This window comes from Tsukamurella paurometabola DSM 20162, from assembly GCF_000092225.1.
Lineage (GTDB): Bacteria > Actinomycetota > Actinomycetes > Mycobacteriales > Mycobacteriaceae > Tsukamurella > Tsukamurella paurometabola.
This window is the reverse complement of record NC_014158.1, coordinates 2,290,614-2,305,597: the sequence shown is the minus strand read 5'-3', so window position 1 is coordinate 2,305,597 and position 14,984 is coordinate 2,290,614. Positions and strand designations below refer to the sequence as shown.

The window sequence follows — 14,984 nt, the reverse complement described above, 5'->3', positions numbered from 1 at the left end:
ATTCGGCCTCGCGCACGGTGTTCGGCTGCGCATAATCATCGGGCTCGTGGGAGCCCGTCCCGCGCAGCCGTGACGAAAGAGAACGCCCATGTCGTCCAGCCACCGTCGTCCCGCCGCCCGTACTCCCGGTGCCTGCACCTGCGTCGCCGCGGCCGGCGCGGGACTCGTCGGAGCCTTCCTCCTCGCCGGACCCGCCTCAGGCCTCCTGGCCCAGGCGGCCGCGAAGACCATCGTGGTGGTGGGCGGTGCCAACGACCCCACCGGCAAGGACCAGTGGGCCCGCATCGGTCGCGATCATTCCGGCACGCCACCGGTGTTCGTGCCCTACTCGGCTCAATTCGGTATCGGTTGGCCCGGACTGGCGCTCAGTCAAGACCGGCGGACGACCTACGCGCAGTCCGTCGACGAGGGTGCGAACGCCACCGTCAAGGCCGTCGAGGCCGCTGCGGCCCACGACGACGAGGTCGTCGTGTACACGATCTCGCAGGGCGCCGACGTGGTCGGGCTCGCCGTGATCCGTTACGGCAAGGACCATCCCGCGCCGTCGGGCGGCGGTGGTCCGAGACTCACCTTCGTCGAACAGGGCGGTCCCAGCTTCATTCGCACCGGCATGTGGAACGTGATCCCGGCAGGGGTCCCGGGGCTGCACACCGGCCCGATCCGCAACGACGGTGCGTCCGGCGCGACTGTCGTTGGAATCTGCATCAAGGGTGATATCGCCTGTGGTGTAGGAAATCCTGTCTCATCCGTGTTCTACGCATTCCCGGGGTTCATGCTGCACGGTTCCGGGTACACCGCCGAATACATCGGCAGGTACTCCCCCGTCCATGGCGGCGAGCCCTACACCCCGGGTTCCCAGGGAGAGGTTCCGGTACGGGTCGAGACCGTGCGGCGGGACGGGCGCACAGTCACCGAATCGATCTACGCCGATGGCTCGTCGAAGCGGAGCTGGACCGAGGACGGCACCACATGGGTGGTGATCGATACCGGAGAGAACCCCTGGATGCGATTGCTGCGCTCGACCGGTACGCCGGTCCCGACGTCACTCGACGCGGTCCTCAACCGTGTGATCCCGGTGCCCGAGCCCGGTGCAGTCAATCCCTGGCTGCCCCCCGAAGAGCCGGTGCGAGCCGTCCCCGCAGCAGCGCAGCACGTCCCTTCCACCCTGCGCCACGGTATGGACCGCAGCGACGCCCTCCCTGTTGCCGATCTCCTTCGCAGGTCGAACGCAGGCGGGGCGGAACGACCGGCAGCTGAACCTCCTCGGGCGGACCCGGTGACGGACACCGACAGCGCGGTCGCCGCGCGTGACGTGTCGGAGGAGTACGCACGTGGGGCCGACGGCGCGGATTCCGATGCCTCTTCCGTCGGCGATGGCGGAGGTTCGGACCAGGTGACGCCGGACCGCAGCGACGGCACCGACACCGCCGATTCTCCGGCGCTACAGTCCGATGCGAGCCCGACGACGGCAGTCGCAGCCTGACGCCGAGCTCCGGGGTGCGGACCGGGCCGCGTCCCCGCGCGATTCGCCGCCCGGTCCGCCAGGCGTTTGCAACTGTTAAAGTGAGCGATGGTTCACTGGCGCGGCGGCGACGAGGCGAGGACGACGGTGTTGAGGCACACCAAGACTGCGAGGCATCATGGGGTAGCGATCGCGGCCGGTGCCGCCCTGTTCGTTATCGCGGCGGTCGCGGTACCGAGCAGCCTCCCTCCGGTACTCGCGGCCAAGACACTGGTCGTCGTCGGCGGTGCGGGCGATCCGACCTCTGAGGCGCAGTGGCGGCGAATCGGCGCCGACTACGCCGGCGCACCGCCGATCCTGGTCCGGCATCCGGCGCAGATCTCGGCCGGATTCCCCGGCTTCACGATCGGCGGTGACGGTAGGACCACGTACGACCAGACCGTCGATATCGGCGCGGACGCGACGGCCAGGGCGATCGACGACGCCCGGCGGGCGTCGAACGGTGACGGCGTCGTCGTTTACGCGCTCTCCCAAGGCACCGATGTCGCCGCCGCGGGATTACTCAGGTACGCCCGTACACATCCGGCGACGATCGACGGACCGGCGAATCTCACCGTCGTCCTCCAGGGCGGGCCGAGCTTCATCCGCACGGGCGCGTGGAACGTCATTCCCCCGGGAATCCCCGGGGTGAGTACCGGACTCATCCGCACCGCAGGCGCCGCCGGCGCTCGCGTGGTGGCGGTCTGCATCGCCGGCGATGGAGTCTGTGCCGCAGGGAACCCGTTCGCCACCGCCTTCTACGCACTGCCCGGGCTGGTGATCCACGGGACCGCCTACAACTCTCGGTACATCGGGCGGTTCTCCTCCCCCGGCGGCGAGCCCTTCACGCCGGGCTCCGTCGGCGAAGCTCCGGTGTCGACGACCACCGTCGTCCGGGGCGGTCGCGAGGTCGTTGAAGCGGTCTACGCCGACGGCGCGGTCAAGCGAACCTGGTTCGAGGACAACGTCACATGGGTGGGAATCGACACCGGCGAAAACCCGTGGATGTGGATGGTCCGTGCGGCAGGAGTGCCGGTGCCCACGGTGTTCGACCGAGTGCTGAACGCCCTCGTCCCCGTTCCGCAGGCCGGTGAGAGCACGCCCGGCGCCGGGAATACTCGACCGTCGAACCCGCCGACGAACGCCACTGACGACCAGAGCGGGTCGGTCGCCCCGGTATCGCCGCCGCACCCGGTGGAGCGAGCCCCCGCCGCCGCGGACACGACCGCGGGCGGTGTCGACGGACCCGCCGGGAAGTCGATACCGGTGAAAGCTTCCGACCCGGAACCCGAAACCACCCCGCCGCCGACCGCAGCGCAGTCCGAGTCGGTACGCCAAGCTGAGCCGAGCGTTGGTGACGTACCCGAGACCGCCGGCACCGCCCCAACGCGGTCCGACCGCGCAGAGCCCGTCGAGCCGGCGCCGACCGCCGAGTCGGTCGGATCCGCAGCGCCGGGCGGCGGCGACGTCGCCTAGCCGTACATCTCGTCGTACAGACTTACGATCTGCGCGGCATCGGGAACCCGAGGATTGTTGCCCGGCGATCCCGAGGCCAGTGCCTGCTCCGCCATCAGCGGTGCGAGCTGGTCCCAGCGGGAACGCTCGATGCCGTACTCCCGCGGCGTGGGCACTTCGAGGTCGGCGCACAGCTCCTCGATCGCCGTGACCAGCGACTGCGCCAGTGCCGCATCGGTATCACCGGCGATCCCGAAGGCGCGCGCGCAATCGGCGTAGCGCGATACCGCGGCACCGACGGAGAAGCGCATCACCGCGGGTAGCAACATGGCGTTCGAGAGACCATGCGCCACATGGAAATGGGCACCGATCGGGCGGCTCATCCCATGCACCAACGCCACAGAGCTGTTCGAGAAGGCGATTCCCGCCTGTGTCGCGGCCAGCATCATCGACTCCCGTGCGGGGCGATCATGGCCGTCCGCGTACACTCTCCGGATGTTCTTCGCGATGGTGCTGATCGCGCTGAGCGCGAACCCGTCCGCGAACGGGTTCGCCCTGCGGCTGACGTACGCCTCGATCGCGTGGGTGAGGGCGTCCACCCCGGTATCGGCGGTGAGGCGAGCGGGCATCGACAGCGTCAGCTCGTAGTCCACAACGGCCGCCACCGGGAGGAACGCGGGCCCCGGGCACAGCATCTTCTCGTCGCTGGCGCTGTCGGTGATGATGCTGAACTGCGTGGCCTCGCTGCCGCTGCCCGCGGTCGTGGGGATCGCGATCACCGCGAGTGCGGGACCGGGGGTCACGGTGGGTGCCTTGTAATCCCGCATGGATCCGCCGCCCACCGCGAGCACGGCGAGCGCCTTCGCGGTATCGAGCGGGCTGCCGCCCCCGAGTCCGATCACGCAGTCCGCAGCGTGCGCACGCACCGCCTCCAGCCCCGGTACCAGCGATTCGGTGGTGGGGTCGGGAACTGTTCCATCGAAGACCGCAGGAACACAACCGGCTTCCTCCAGCGCCGACACCACCCGCGCGGCGGTTCCCTGGGCGACCAGGAAGGCGTCCGTCACCACCAGCGGGCGAGCGAATCCCAGTTCCCGGACCACACGTCCGACATCGGCACTCGCACCTCCCCCGACCACGAGCCGACGCGGAAGTCCGATCTGTGCTGCCGTCATGCCCCGAACCTACCTAGACTCACGACCATGGCAGAGGGGATCGGCGGGGATCGCGACACCGCACCGGATGACTTTCACTACGAACCGCACCACGACGCCGTCGGCGGTCGCCTCAACTGGCTGCGCGCAGGCGTGCTCGGCGCGAACGACGGTCTCATCTCGACGGCCGGCATCGTGATCGGCGTGGCCGCCGCGACCGGTGACTCGTCGGCGATCCTTACCGCCGGAATAGCCGGCCTCGTCGCCGGCGCCGTGTCGATGGCATTGGGCGAGTACGTCTCGGTCAGTACCCAGCGCGATAGCGAAAAGGCGCTCATCGCGAAGGAACGGACCGAGCTCACCGAAGAGCCGGACGCCGAGTTCGCGGAGCTGGAAGCGTTGTACGTCGCCAAGGGGCTGACTCCCGAGACCGCGAGGCAAGTCGCGATCGAGCTGACCGCGCACGACCCCCTGCAGGCACACCTCGATGCCGAGCTCGGCATCGACGAGCAGACGCTCACCAGTCCGACCGCGGCCGCGGTCTCGTCCGCGATCTCGTTCAGCGCGGGCGCGGCCATTCCGATCCTGGCGTCACTCATCGACACGAACCGGATCCTCTGGATCGTACTGTCCGTGGTGGTCGGGCTCGGCATCACCGGCTACACCTCGGCCGTGCTCGGTGGCTCGGATCCCAGGCGCGCTACCGTGCGGGTCGTGGTGGGCGGGCTGCTCGCGATGGCCATCACCTACGCCGTCGGTAAGCTTCTCGGCACCACGGGCATCGCCTAGATCACTCGCAGGAGGAACGCATGATCGCACGCTTCGGGCAGGTCGTGCCCCGCATCGCGGACACCGCTTGGGTGGCCGAGAACGCCACCGTGATCGGCGATGTCGAGCTCGGCGACGCGGTCGGCGTCTTCTACGGTGCGGTGATCCGCGGCGACATGGCCACCATCACCGTCGGCGAGCGCAGCAACGTGCAGGACGGTGTGGTGCTGCACGCCGATCCGGGAGTGCCGCTCTCCGTCGGTGCGCGGGTCTCCATCGGGCACAACGCCGTCCTGCACGGCTGCACGGTGGGCGATGACGTGCTCGTGGGCATGGGGGCCACCGTGCTCAACGGCGCGGTGATCGGTGCGGGGAGCCTGATCGCCGCCAACGCGCTGGTGCCGCAGGGAATGCAGATCCCGCCCGGCTCGATGGTCGCCGGTGTCCCGGCCAAGGTGCGCCGCGAGTTGACCGAGGCCGAGCGTGCCGGGGTCACTGCCAACGCCGCCGTCTACGTCGAGCTCACGCGGGCCCACGGCACTGAGACCGCGCCGGCCTGACGAGTCAGATCCCCGACCACACCATGGTCGCGCCGGAGTGCCCGGCGGCGATCACACCCGCGATCACCGCGGCGGCGGACAGGGTCGCGAGCACTCCGAGGGTGATCGCGGCGGACCGTCTGGACAGCACCTCGACACCGGGGATCCGTTCCCGCACAGCCGCATTCGACCCCGCCCACACCAGGACGGCCAGGACCAGCACTGCGAGCGACCAGTACAACGTGGCGTCGCCCTGGGTCTCGTGCTCGGAGATCCGGTCCTGCATACGCGCCATCGACGGTCGTTGCGCGAGCCGTTCGCCGGACTGTGTGGCGAGGAACAATCCGACAGTGGCGACCAGAGCCAGTACCGGGGTCCCCGCACCCAGGCGAGCGCGGGCGGCCGGCCACCACGCCGCGGCGACGAGCAGCAGTGCGGCGATCGGTGGCAGAACCACCGCGCCGTGGACGAACAGCGGGTGAGCCGGAATTCCCGCGATCTCGGTGAGCACGTACCAATGCTGGCAGAGTGGGAGGGGTGACGCAGACGACTCAGCCAGTCCCGGCCCACGAATCGACGCTGCTCTGCCCGAGCCGTCGCGCGGTCCTGTCCGCCTTGCCTGGAATCGCCTTGGTCCCGGTGCTCGCAGCCTGTGGCGGCGGCGAGGGCGGGGGTGACGGCACCGCCACACCGGCGGGAGGCGGCACCCGCGGTCCCGGTGCGGGTGCGGCGACGGTCGCGGCCGCACAGGTCCCCGTCGGCAGCGCCGTGGTCATCGCGGGCCCCACCCCGTACGTGGTCGCGCAACCCGCCGTGGGCACCTACGTGGCCTTCAACGCTGCGTGCACCCATAAGGGCACCACCGTCGCGGCGTCGGACGGGCTGGAACTGGAGTGCCCGGCGCACGGGAGCACGTTCGACGGTGCGACCGGCGCGGCCACCAAGGGACCGGCGACCGATCCGCTCACGGCCGTCACGGTCCGCCTGGACGGGGACACCCTGGTCGTCGGGTGATCCGGCGACGGGAGGATCTGGACCCCGTCGAGCTCCGAGATGTACCATGACCCCAGTTATTGAATCGGTCTCAGTAAGCAGCCCCGAGGCTTACCGGGACCGCCAGCGACCGAGGAGTTCTTCGTGGCCAATCCCGAGGCTATCCAGACGGACGTGCTGATCGTGGGCGCCGGCCTCGCCGGCATCGACACCGCCTATCGCGTTTCCAGCACCGTCCCCCAGCTCAGCTACACCATCCTGGAACAACGCGCCGAGATGGGCGGCACCTGGGACCTGTTCAAGTACCCCGGCATCCGGTCGGACTCGGACATCTTCAGCCTGAGCTACCCCTTCCTCCCGTGGAAGGGAACCAACCGGCTCGCCAGCGGCCCGGAGATCAAGGCCTACATCGAAGAAGCCGCCGCCACGTTCGGGATCGACAAGAACATCCGGTTCAACACCAAGGTCGGCACCGTCGACTACGACTCCCGCACCGATCTGTGGACCGTGACCGCGGAGCGTGACGGTGAGCAGGTGCTCTATCAGTCGAAGTTCCTCGTCGCCTGCACCGGCTACTACAACTACGACGCGGGCTACGAGCCGCCCTTCCCCGGGATCGACGAGTACCAGGGCCAGGTGGTGCACCCGCAGCACTGGCCCGAGGACCTCGACTACGCCGGCAAGAAGGTGGTCGTGATCGGCTCGGGCGCCACCGCGATCACCCTGATCCCATCGATGGCCGACGACACCTCGCATATCACCATGCTGCAGCGCTCCCCCACGTACGTGCTGCCCGTGCCGAACGCCGACCCGCTCACCCTGTTCGGGGCGAAGGTGCTGCCGCCGCGGGTGGCGCACAGCCTGACCCGCAACATCAACGCCGTGATCAACGTGGGCCAGTACGTTCTCGCACGCTCGTTCCCGAAGACCTCGCGCAAGTTCCTGCGCAAGCTCAACCAGAGCATGCTGCCCGCAGGCTACGAGGTGGATGTGCACTTCAAGCCCAAGTACGAGCCCTGGGACCAGCGCCTGTGCGTCGTCCCCAACGGTGACCTGTTCAAGACCATCAAGGACGGCAAGGCCGACGTGGTCACCGACACCATCGACCGCTTCACCGAGAAGGGCATCCTGCTGGGCTCGGGTCGCGAGCTCGAGGCCGACATCGTGATCACCGCGACCGGCCTGCAACTGCTCGCCTTCGGCGGCGTCGATGTGCAGGTCGACGGTGCGCCGGTCAAGCCCAACGACCGCTTCGCCTACCAGGGCTACATGCTCGAGGGCGTCCCGAATTTCGCGTTCATCATCGGCTACACCAACAATTCGTGGACGCTGCGCGCCGACATCTCCGCGCGCGCGATCGCACGCCTGCTCAGCTACATGACGACGAAGGGCTACACCCACGTCGAGCCCGAGGTCGGCGCGCAGGTGCTGACCGAGCATCCCGCGCTCGACCTCACCTCCGGCTACGTGCAGCGCTCCCCCGATGCGATGCCCAAGGCCGCGACCGAGCAGCCGTGGATGATCCGGCACAACTTCGTGCTCGACTCCCTCGACTTCGCTCGCTCGCGGGTCGACGCACCGGAGCTGAAGTTCGGCACCGTCGCACCCGAGAAGGCCGGCGTCTGACGGTCCGAGACGAAGCAAGACCCGCCCCGGCGAAAACCGGGGCGGGTCTTGTCGTTCAGGGGCGCTAGGAGCCGGGCGTGTAGGTGCCGCCGACGGTGCCGCGCACCACGATCGGGGTGCCGATCGGGAAGTTGTCGTAGATGAACTTCCCGTTCTCGGTGCTCACGTTGAGGCAGCCGTGGCTGACGTTCGACACACCCTGCTGGTTCACCGACCACGGGGCGGCGTGCACGAAGATGCCGCTCCACGACATGCGCGTGGCGTACTCGACATAGGTCCGGTATCCCTCGGGGGAATTGACCGGCACCCCGTACGTGGACGAATCCATGTACATGTCGCGCTTCTTCTCCATGGTGTAGTACGTGCCGTTCGGCGTCGGGTGCTTATCGCTGCCCATCGACGTCGGCATCTTCCGCACCACCTCACCGTTGTGCCAGATGGTGATCTGCTTGGTGGCATCGTCCGCCAGCGCGACCCAGCCGGTCTTCGTGGCGACCGGAGGCGCCTCCTGCGTGGGAGCGGGCTCGTCCGTGGGCGTCGGCGTGGGCGGCACGGCCGGGGCCGCCGTGGCGATCCCGACGGTGGCGGTGGCCGCGACGAGCGCTGCCGCGGCACTCGCACCGAGACGAGCGAAGCCCCGGCGGGTCAGTGCGGTGGCGCCGGTGTGGCGGTCAGTCATCGTCATTCCTCCTGGCGGTATCAAGCATTGCGCACAATCCTACGTGTCGGTACCGACAAACCTCGAAAACACTGAACCCGAGCTGAGAACCGCACCAGCACTGTTAAGGGCCCAATGAGCGGCCATCGCGGGCCACAACCTGCGGGTTCGCCCGACCAGGGCGTCGAACGCGGCTCCCGCGACCGACGTAACGACGATTGTCGGAAATACGGGGTCGTGGGCCGCCTGAGCGGCACCCACATGCCACAGGCCGAACGTGAGCGCCCCGGCGACGGAGCCCACGGGACGGCCCAGCGCCGCCTCCCACTGCGGTGTGAGGGAACCGCGGAAGAGCAATTCCTCCGGGACGACGGTGCCGAACGGGATGTCCAGCGCTATCCATCGCGCCAGCTGCGGTGGATCCTCGCGCGGCACCGGCCGAGACCGGAGCAGACCCGCTGCCGCCAGGGCCCCGCCCACGCCGACACCGAGCGCCGCCGGGACCGGGACACGAGCCAGGGCGGCGTCGGCCGCGCAGAATCCGGCGGTGACCGCCGCCCGGGCCTCGCGGCCCAAGCCGAAACGTCGGGTCAGTCTCGGAAGTACGGCGTTCGACCAGGCGATGGCGGCACCGGAGGCCAGTGCCGCCCCGCCGAGCGCGTTCCGGTCCGTCACTGCATCGAGACCCAGGTGCCCACCGTCCGATTCAGGCTCGCCGAGAACGGCAGGTCGTTCGCGCCGTAGCGCGCCGGATCGCGGGAATCATCTTCTTGCAAGGCGTAACTCACGCCGCGCAGGCGGACGAAGTTCGCGTGCGTGCCGGTCATCATGTCGACCACGCCCTGCACCGCGGAACAATCGACCGCGATATCGGAGTCGGAACAGGTGACCAGATTGTGCTTGCGCTTGTCCAGGTACTTGTTCTGTGCGTCGGTGAGCGCCAGGGTGTTCTGGTAGATGTCCGGGGCGTTCGGCAACGGATTCGCGACCACCGGCTCGATCAGCGCGATCGGCCTGGGCGGACGTTGCGCCTGCCCGGCACCGATCGCCACCACGAGCGGTGCTGCCACCCCGTGGCCCACGGCGAGCAGCCGCGCATCGTCGACCTTCGCGATATCGGCCAGCGCACCGAGGGCGCGGCCCGCGCGGTCGAGCGCCTGCGCGTAGTCGGGTCGACCGGTCACCACACCGGTGTAGCGGAGCGTCGCGACGCCCTGATGGGCAAGCATGACCGCGATCTGCTTGGTGGCCACGTCACTGCCACGGTCATCGCCGCCGAGTACCAGGGCTGCCCGCATCCGGTCGGGCGGGGTCTGCGGCGCCGTGTAGGTGCCCGCCACCTCGCTGCCGGGCACCGGAACCGTCGACTCGGTCCAACCCGCCGGAATCGCGGCGGGCGCCGGCGGTGCCGGTGGAACGGACGTTGCCTGCGGAGTGGGATCGTTCGACGAGCACGCGGACACCGCGAGCACGATGGCCGCGATCAGGGCGCCGATCCGTAGGCGGGCGGGCGTCATCGGATTCTCTCCTCGGGTCGGGGCCGTCGATCAGCGCAGGCGTTCCGCGGCGCGCGCGGTTTCCACCAGCCGGTCCGCGAGCTCGGACAGCTCGTCGATCGTTGCGCCTTCGGCGACGGCGGTCTGCACGTCCTCCGCTGCGCACCGTACCTCGAACATACGCTCCGCCACGGCCTCGGCCTCGGCCGCCGTCAGCACCACCGAATCCGTGGGGAGCGACGAGCCGTCGAGCGCTGCGCGCGCCTCGTAGGCGCGCTGCCGGCACGAGCGACGACAGTACTTGCGCGTGCGGCCCGGTCCCTCGGACACCACTTCCCGGCCGCACCATGCACACGCGGCCGAGCGGCGGCGGCGTGCGGAGGTCATGGCGGGTGATTCTATCGGGTGTATCGGGGAGCCGTGCGCGACCGCTCGCGGTGGGAGTCGGCCTCTCGGTTGCTGACAGGTAGACTGGGAATGTTCGGCGTACGGCGATCGTTGGGAGAAGCATGGCAGATCGAGTTCTACGAGGCAGCCGCCTGGGTGCGGTGAGCTATGAGACGGATCGGGACCACGACCTCGCTCCGCGGCGGATCGCGCGGTACCGCACCGATAACGGTGAGGAGTTCGACGTCCCGTTCGCGGACGACGCGGAGATCCCCGGCACCTGGCTGTGCAAGAACGGCCTGGAGGGCACGCTGATCGACGGTGTGGCTCCCGAGGAGAAGAAGGTCAAGCCCCCGCGTACCCACTGGGACATGCTGCTCGAGCGGCGGTCCGAGGGCGAGCTGGAGGAGCTGCTCAAGGAGCGGCTCGACCTGCTGAAGGCGCGTCGCGGCAAGTGACCTGAGACGAACGAAGGGCCCCGGAGCAATCCGGGGCCCTTCGTCGTACGGTCTGGTCGTCGCCGTCAGCGGCGCCGATTCTGGAACTTGCGTTTGCGCGCCTGGAAGCCCCACTTGGGCACCAGCGTCGCCGCCTCCTTGAAGATCGAGCCACTCATCTTCGAATCGCCGATGGTGCGCTCGGTGAACGTGATGGGAACCTCGACCACGGTGTAACCGGCCTGCACCGCGCGCCAGGTGAGGTCGATCTGGAAGCTGTACCCGAGCGACTGCACCTCGTCGAGACCGAGCCCCTCCAGCGTCTCCCGCCGGAAGGCCTTGTATCCACCGGTGATATCGCGAATCCGGGTCCCCAGCATGATCTGGCTGTACACATTGCCACCGCGCGAGATGATCTGACGCGAGAGCGGCCAGTTCACGGTCTTACCGCCGGGCACGTAACGCGATCCGATCACCAGGTCGGCGCCGGCGTCAATGGCGTCCAGGTGCCGGTACAACTGCTCCGGCGCGTGCGAGCCGTCGGCGTCCATCTCGACCACCACGCGGTAGTCGCGGTCGAGGGCCCACTTGAAGCCGGCGATGTACGCGCCGCCGAGGCCGTTCTTCTCCGATCGGTGCAACACGTGGATCCGCGGGTCGGCGGCCGCCATCTCGTCGGCCTTGGCCCCCGTGCCGTCCGGGCTGTTGTCGTCGACGACGAGTACGTCGACGTGCGGCTGGGCACGGTGCAGGCGACCCACGATGAGCGGAAGGTTCTCCAGCTCGTTGTAGGTCGGGATGATCACCAGCGTCTTCGACGACGGAGACGACGGCTGCTCGGTCATGTGGTTCCTCGGTCTGCTTCGGGCCGGTCTGATGCGGGCTGGTTCAAACGCCATCCATCCTGCCTTATGGCGAGCGCGATCCCGCACAGGGTGAGTACCAGCAGCGCGATGTTCCCCCATTCGCCGAGACGGGCCGCCGGGGTCCGGCCGTTCCGCAAGGCGACGGTCTCGACCAGATGGTCGCTCGTCCAGATACTGGTGTTCTGCGCGATCGTTCCGTCCGGCCGGACGAAGGCGCTGACACCGGTGGTGGCGGCGACCATCACGTCACGGTCGAGCTCCACGGCCCGCACCTGCGACATCCCGAGTTGTTGCCACGTCATCCCGGTCCGGCCGAAGGTGGCGTTGTTGGTGGGCACGGTCAGCAATTGCGCGCCGTTGTCGACGGACATACGGAGCGAGCGGTCGAAGGCCACCTCGTAGCAGGTCGCGACACCGAGGAAGACAGGTGGACCCCCGTTGCGGGAGGGCCGCACCACCCCGTCCCCGGTGCCGGGCGTGAAGTCGTTCGCGAGGTCGACGTAGCTGGAGAACAGTCGGAAGAACTCCCGCATCGGCATGGTCTCGCCGAAGGGCTGCAGGATCGCCTTATCGTGCCGTTCGATCGGTCCGTCCGGCGTCATCAGGATCATGCTGTTGTAGTAGCGGCCGGTGTCGTCGTAGTGCACGCTGCCGACCAGGATCGGCGCACCCACATCGGCGGCGGCCGCCCGCATCCGGGCGGCCACCTCCGGGTCACGCTCAGGTGAGACGTCCGAGGAGTTCTCCGGCCACACCACCACGTCGGGCTGCGGCTGTCGGCCCGCGCGTACCTCCGCGGCGAGGCGCGCGGTCTCGGTGAGGTGGTTCGTCAGCACTGCCTCGCGCTGGGTGGCCACGTCCCAGCGTTGCTCGGGCACGTTGCCCTGGATCGCGGCCACCGTGACCGTCCGGCCGTCCGACGGTGCTCCGACCGCGGGCCAGGCGGCCGCGGCCGCGGCGACCACGATCACCGCCGCGGCTGCGGGCACCAGCAGGCCGCGCGCCGACCGGCGCCGTCGCGCTGTCATCGCCGCAGCGGCGAATGCCGTACCGAGGAGCGCTACCGCGAAGGACAGCCCGGGCGCTCCGACGAAGCGGGCGAGCGAGACCAGCGGTGAGTCGCCCTGGCTGAATGCGAGCCGCCCCCACGGGAATCCCCCGAAGGGGAAGGATGAGCGCGCCCACTCGGCCACGGTGAACGCGGCCGCCGTCCACACCGGGGCGCCGGGAGCCCGGACCAGTCGCGTGGCCATCAGGCCGAAGGCTCCGTAGAAGACCGAACAGGCGATCGCGAGACCGATCCACGGCAGCGCCCCGACCATGCTGTCGATCCACTTGAGCAGCGGCACGAACTGGCCGAGACCGGTGAGTAAGCCGTAGCCGAACCCTGCGCGCAGTCGGATCCGGTCGGGCAGCGCGAGCACCGCGAACAGCACGCCGATGCCGACCGGCGCGAGCCACCACAATCCGGTCGGCGGGAAGGCGAAGTAGAGGGCGACACCCGCAGCGAGGCTCGCGGCGGAGCGCACCAGCACGGCGGTCACGCCGCGAACACCGTCCGCCCGTCGATCACGGTGCGCAGGCAGCGTGGCAGCCGGGCCCCGGGCGACAGGTCGGGCAGCGGAGCGACTCCCGCGCGCGGATCGGTGGACCAGCGCTGCACCGCGTCCGACGGTGCCCGCACCACCAGCTCGTCCGCATCCCACACGGCGAATGTGGCGGGAGCGCCCGGAACCAGGGTGCCGGCGACGCCATCGCGGACTCCCCCGGCCCGCCACGCCCCGCGGGTGGCCGCCGCGAAGGCCGCCCGCGGCGAGATCGAGCTCCCGGGGGTGTGGTGCTGCGTGGCAGCCCGCACCGTGGCCCACGGATCGAGCGGGGTAACGGGCGAATCCGACGACAACGCGAGGGGGACGGCGTTGCGGGCGAGCAAGGCGAAGTCGTTGAGCGCCGCGGCGCGGTCAGTGCCGAGGCGCAGGGCGTACATGCCGTCCGGACCACCCCAGAACGCGTCGAACAGCGGCTGCATCGAGGCGTTCACGCCGAGGTCGCCGAGCAGCCGGGCCTGCTCAGCGGTGACCATCTCGGCATGCTCGATGCGGTGGGTGCAGGAGGCGACACGAGGCCCGCCGAACCGTTCGGCGGCGGCGACCAGTCCGGCGACGATCCGGCTCATCGCCGCGTCGCCGATCGCGTGGAATCCGGCCTGGATACCGGCTTCGGTGCAGGCGGCGATGTGGTTCGCGACGGTCTCGTCGTCGAGATACGAGACGCCGCGGGTATCGGCATCGGCGTACGGTTCGTGCAGCAGTGCGGTGTGGCTGCCGAGGGATCCGTCGACGAACAAGTCGCCGGCGAGTCCGTCGGCACCGGTCCGGGCCAGGATCTCGCGGGCGTGATCGGCATCGCGGGCGGGCTCACCCCAGTATCGCCGCACGTGCACGGGATGCTCGATCCCCGCGAGCAGAGCGAAGTCCCGTTCGCCGGCGATGTCGGGTCCGGAATTCTCGTGCACGGCAGCGATGCCGGAGCGGGCCGCGGCCTCGAGCGCGGCGGTCTGTGCCGCGGTGATCTGGCTGTCGCTGAGCGCGGCGATCGCGGCGGCCCGGACGGCGTGGTGCGCGGCGGCGGTCAGCGGACCGTCGGGCGAATATCCGGCCAGTCCGGCGAGATCGGGAACGAGGGCCCGCAGCGCGGTACTGGCCTGCGCCGAATGCTCGTCGATGCGGGCGGCGTAGATGACGCGGTCCGCCGGCAGGTCGGTGCGCAGCAGCGGCGCCTCCCAGGTGGTGTCGTCCCAGCCACGGGCGAGAACGGCGTCACCGAGGGTGCCCTGAAGGGTGGCGACCACCGCATCGCGCGGGCCCGATAGATCCAGGCCGGTGAGCGCGAGCCCGGTGGCGCTCAGGTGCACGTGCGTATCGACGAAGGCCGGTGCGACGAATGCCCCGTCGAGATCGGTGACCTGCGCATCCGGGTGCAGCGCGCGGGCTGCCCGGTCCTCGCCGATCCAACTGATCACGCCGTTCTCAACGGCGATCGCGGTGGCCGTGGTGGAGGCGGGCGTGTAGATGCGGCCGCCGACGAGGAGTTCCGTGCTCACG

General features: G+C 69.6%; 16 protein-coding genes. 7 read left to right on the top strand and 9 right to left on the bottom strand.

Translation table 11 applies throughout. From position 1 onward, the window contains the following. The first annotated feature begins 88 nt into the window (after positions 1-88). Together TPAU_RS11080 and TPAU_RS11075 are read left to right on the top strand one after the other, a co-directional pair. The gene (locus TPAU_RS11080; protein WP_013126844.1) at positions 89-1,483 is read left to right on the top strand and encodes a PE-PPE domain-containing protein; all 1,395 of its coding nucleotides are present in this window, start codon (positions 89-91) and stop codon (positions 1,481-1,483) included. Positions 1,484-1,570: 87 nt separating this feature from the next. After that, entirely contained in the window at positions 1,571-2,977 is a 1,407-nt protein-coding gene (locus TPAU_RS11075; protein ID WP_013126843.1) for a PE-PPE domain-containing protein, read from the top strand. Here the strand turns inward: TPAU_RS11075 and TPAU_RS11070 are convergent. Then, positions 2,974-4,131, bottom strand: a complete 1,158-nt coding sequence (locus TPAU_RS11070) for an iron-containing alcohol dehydrogenase (RefSeq protein ID WP_013126842.1) — start codon at positions 4,129-4,131, stop codon at positions 2,974-2,976. The genes TPAU_RS11075 and TPAU_RS11070 overlap by 4 nt on opposite strands. 27 nt (positions 4,132-4,158) lie before the next feature. On the opposite strand from TPAU_RS11070, the gene TPAU_RS11065 reads away from it, so the two are divergent. Beyond that, positions 4,159-4,899: a VIT1/CCC1 transporter family protein gene (locus TPAU_RS11065; protein ID WP_013126841.1), complete on the top strand. Its 741-nt coding sequence runs from the start codon at positions 4,159-4,161 to the stop codon at positions 4,897-4,899. A 20-nt stretch (positions 4,900-4,919) separates the two neighbouring features. Next, entirely contained in the window at positions 4,920-5,438 is a 519-nt protein-coding gene (locus tag TPAU_RS11060; protein WP_013126840.1) for a gamma carbonic anhydrase family protein, read from the top strand. A gap of 4 nt (positions 5,439-5,442) precedes the next feature. Here TPAU_RS11060 and TPAU_RS11055 read toward each other — a convergent pair whose 3' ends face one another. Continuing rightward, positions 5,443-5,928 carry a DUF2231 domain-containing protein gene (locus tag TPAU_RS11055; RefSeq protein ID WP_013126839.1) on the bottom strand — a complete coding sequence of 162 codons (486 nt, stop codon included), beginning with the start codon at positions 5,926-5,928 and terminating at the stop codon, positions 5,443-5,445. Positions 5,929-5,954: 26 nt separating this feature from the next. Here TPAU_RS11055 and TPAU_RS11050 point away from each other — a divergent pair, with 26 nt between their 5' ends. Then, positions 5,955-6,431 carry a Rieske (2Fe-2S) protein gene (locus tag TPAU_RS11050; protein WP_013126838.1) on the top strand — a complete coding sequence of 159 codons (477 nt, stop codon included), beginning with the start codon at positions 5,955-5,957 and terminating at the stop codon, positions 6,429-6,431. 123 nt (positions 6,432-6,554) lie between these two features. After that, positions 6,555-8,036, top strand: a complete 1,482-nt coding sequence (locus tag TPAU_RS11045) for a flavin-containing monooxygenase (protein ID WP_013126837.1) — start codon at positions 6,555-6,557, stop codon at positions 8,034-8,036. 64 nt (positions 8,037-8,100) lie between these two features. Here the strand turns inward: TPAU_RS11045 and TPAU_RS11040 are convergent, their stop codons facing one another. From TPAU_RS11040 to TPAU_RS11025, 4 genes are read right to left on the bottom strand one after another with little or no spacing between them, the layout of a single operon-like run. Continuing rightward, complete coding sequence (locus tag TPAU_RS11040; protein ID WP_013126836.1) at positions 8,101-8,715, bottom strand: L,D-transpeptidase; 615 nt, start codon at positions 8,713-8,715, stop codon at positions 8,101-8,103. Between the two features lie 39 nt (positions 8,716-8,754). After that, the gene (locus TPAU_RS11035; RefSeq protein WP_013126835.1) at positions 8,755-9,369 is read right to left on the bottom strand and encodes a CPBP family intramembrane glutamic endopeptidase; all 615 of its coding nucleotides are present in this window, start codon (positions 9,367-9,369) and stop codon (positions 8,755-8,757) included. Next, positions 9,366-10,211 carry a hypothetical protein gene (locus TPAU_RS11030; protein ID WP_013126834.1) on the bottom strand — a complete coding sequence of 282 codons (846 nt, stop codon included), beginning with the start codon at positions 10,209-10,211 and terminating at the stop codon, positions 9,366-9,368. The genes TPAU_RS11035 and TPAU_RS11030 overlap by 4 nt, the downstream gene beginning before the upstream one ends. Positions 10,212-10,241: 30 nt before the next feature. Further along, the gene (locus TPAU_RS11025) at positions 10,242-10,577 is read right to left on the bottom strand and encodes a hypothetical protein (protein WP_013126833.1); all 336 of its coding nucleotides are present in this window, start codon (positions 10,575-10,577) and stop codon (positions 10,242-10,244) included. Positions 10,578-10,699: 122 nt separating this feature from the next. On the opposite strand from TPAU_RS11025, the gene TPAU_RS11020 reads away from it, so the two are divergent. Continuing rightward, positions 10,700-11,035: an RNA polymerase-binding protein RbpA gene (locus TPAU_RS11020; protein WP_013126832.1), complete on the top strand. Its 336-nt coding sequence runs from the start codon at positions 10,700-10,702 to the stop codon at positions 11,033-11,035. A 65-nt stretch (positions 11,036-11,100) separates the two neighbouring features. Here TPAU_RS11020 and TPAU_RS11015 read toward each other — a convergent pair whose 3' ends face one another. From TPAU_RS11015 to TPAU_RS11005, 3 genes are read right to left on the bottom strand one after another with little or no spacing between them, the layout of a single operon-like run. Further along, the gene (locus TPAU_RS11015) at positions 11,101-11,859 is read right to left on the bottom strand and encodes a polyprenol monophosphomannose synthase (protein WP_013126831.1); all 759 of its coding nucleotides are present in this window, start codon (positions 11,857-11,859) and stop codon (positions 11,101-11,103) included. Beyond that, a complete protein-coding gene (gene lnt / locus TPAU_RS11010) occupies positions 11,856-13,424 on the bottom strand; it encodes an apolipoprotein N-acyltransferase (protein ID WP_013126830.1) in 1,569 nt (522 codons plus the stop codon). The genes TPAU_RS11015 and lnt overlap by 4 nt, the downstream gene beginning before the upstream one ends. Next, positions 13,421-14,983: an amidohydrolase gene (locus tag TPAU_RS11005; protein WP_013126829.1), complete on the bottom strand. Its 1,563-nt coding sequence runs from the start codon at positions 14,981-14,983 to the stop codon at positions 13,421-13,423. Before TPAU_RS11005 ends, lnt begins: the two co-directional genes overlap by 4 nt. Position 14,984 lies beyond the last annotated feature (1 nt).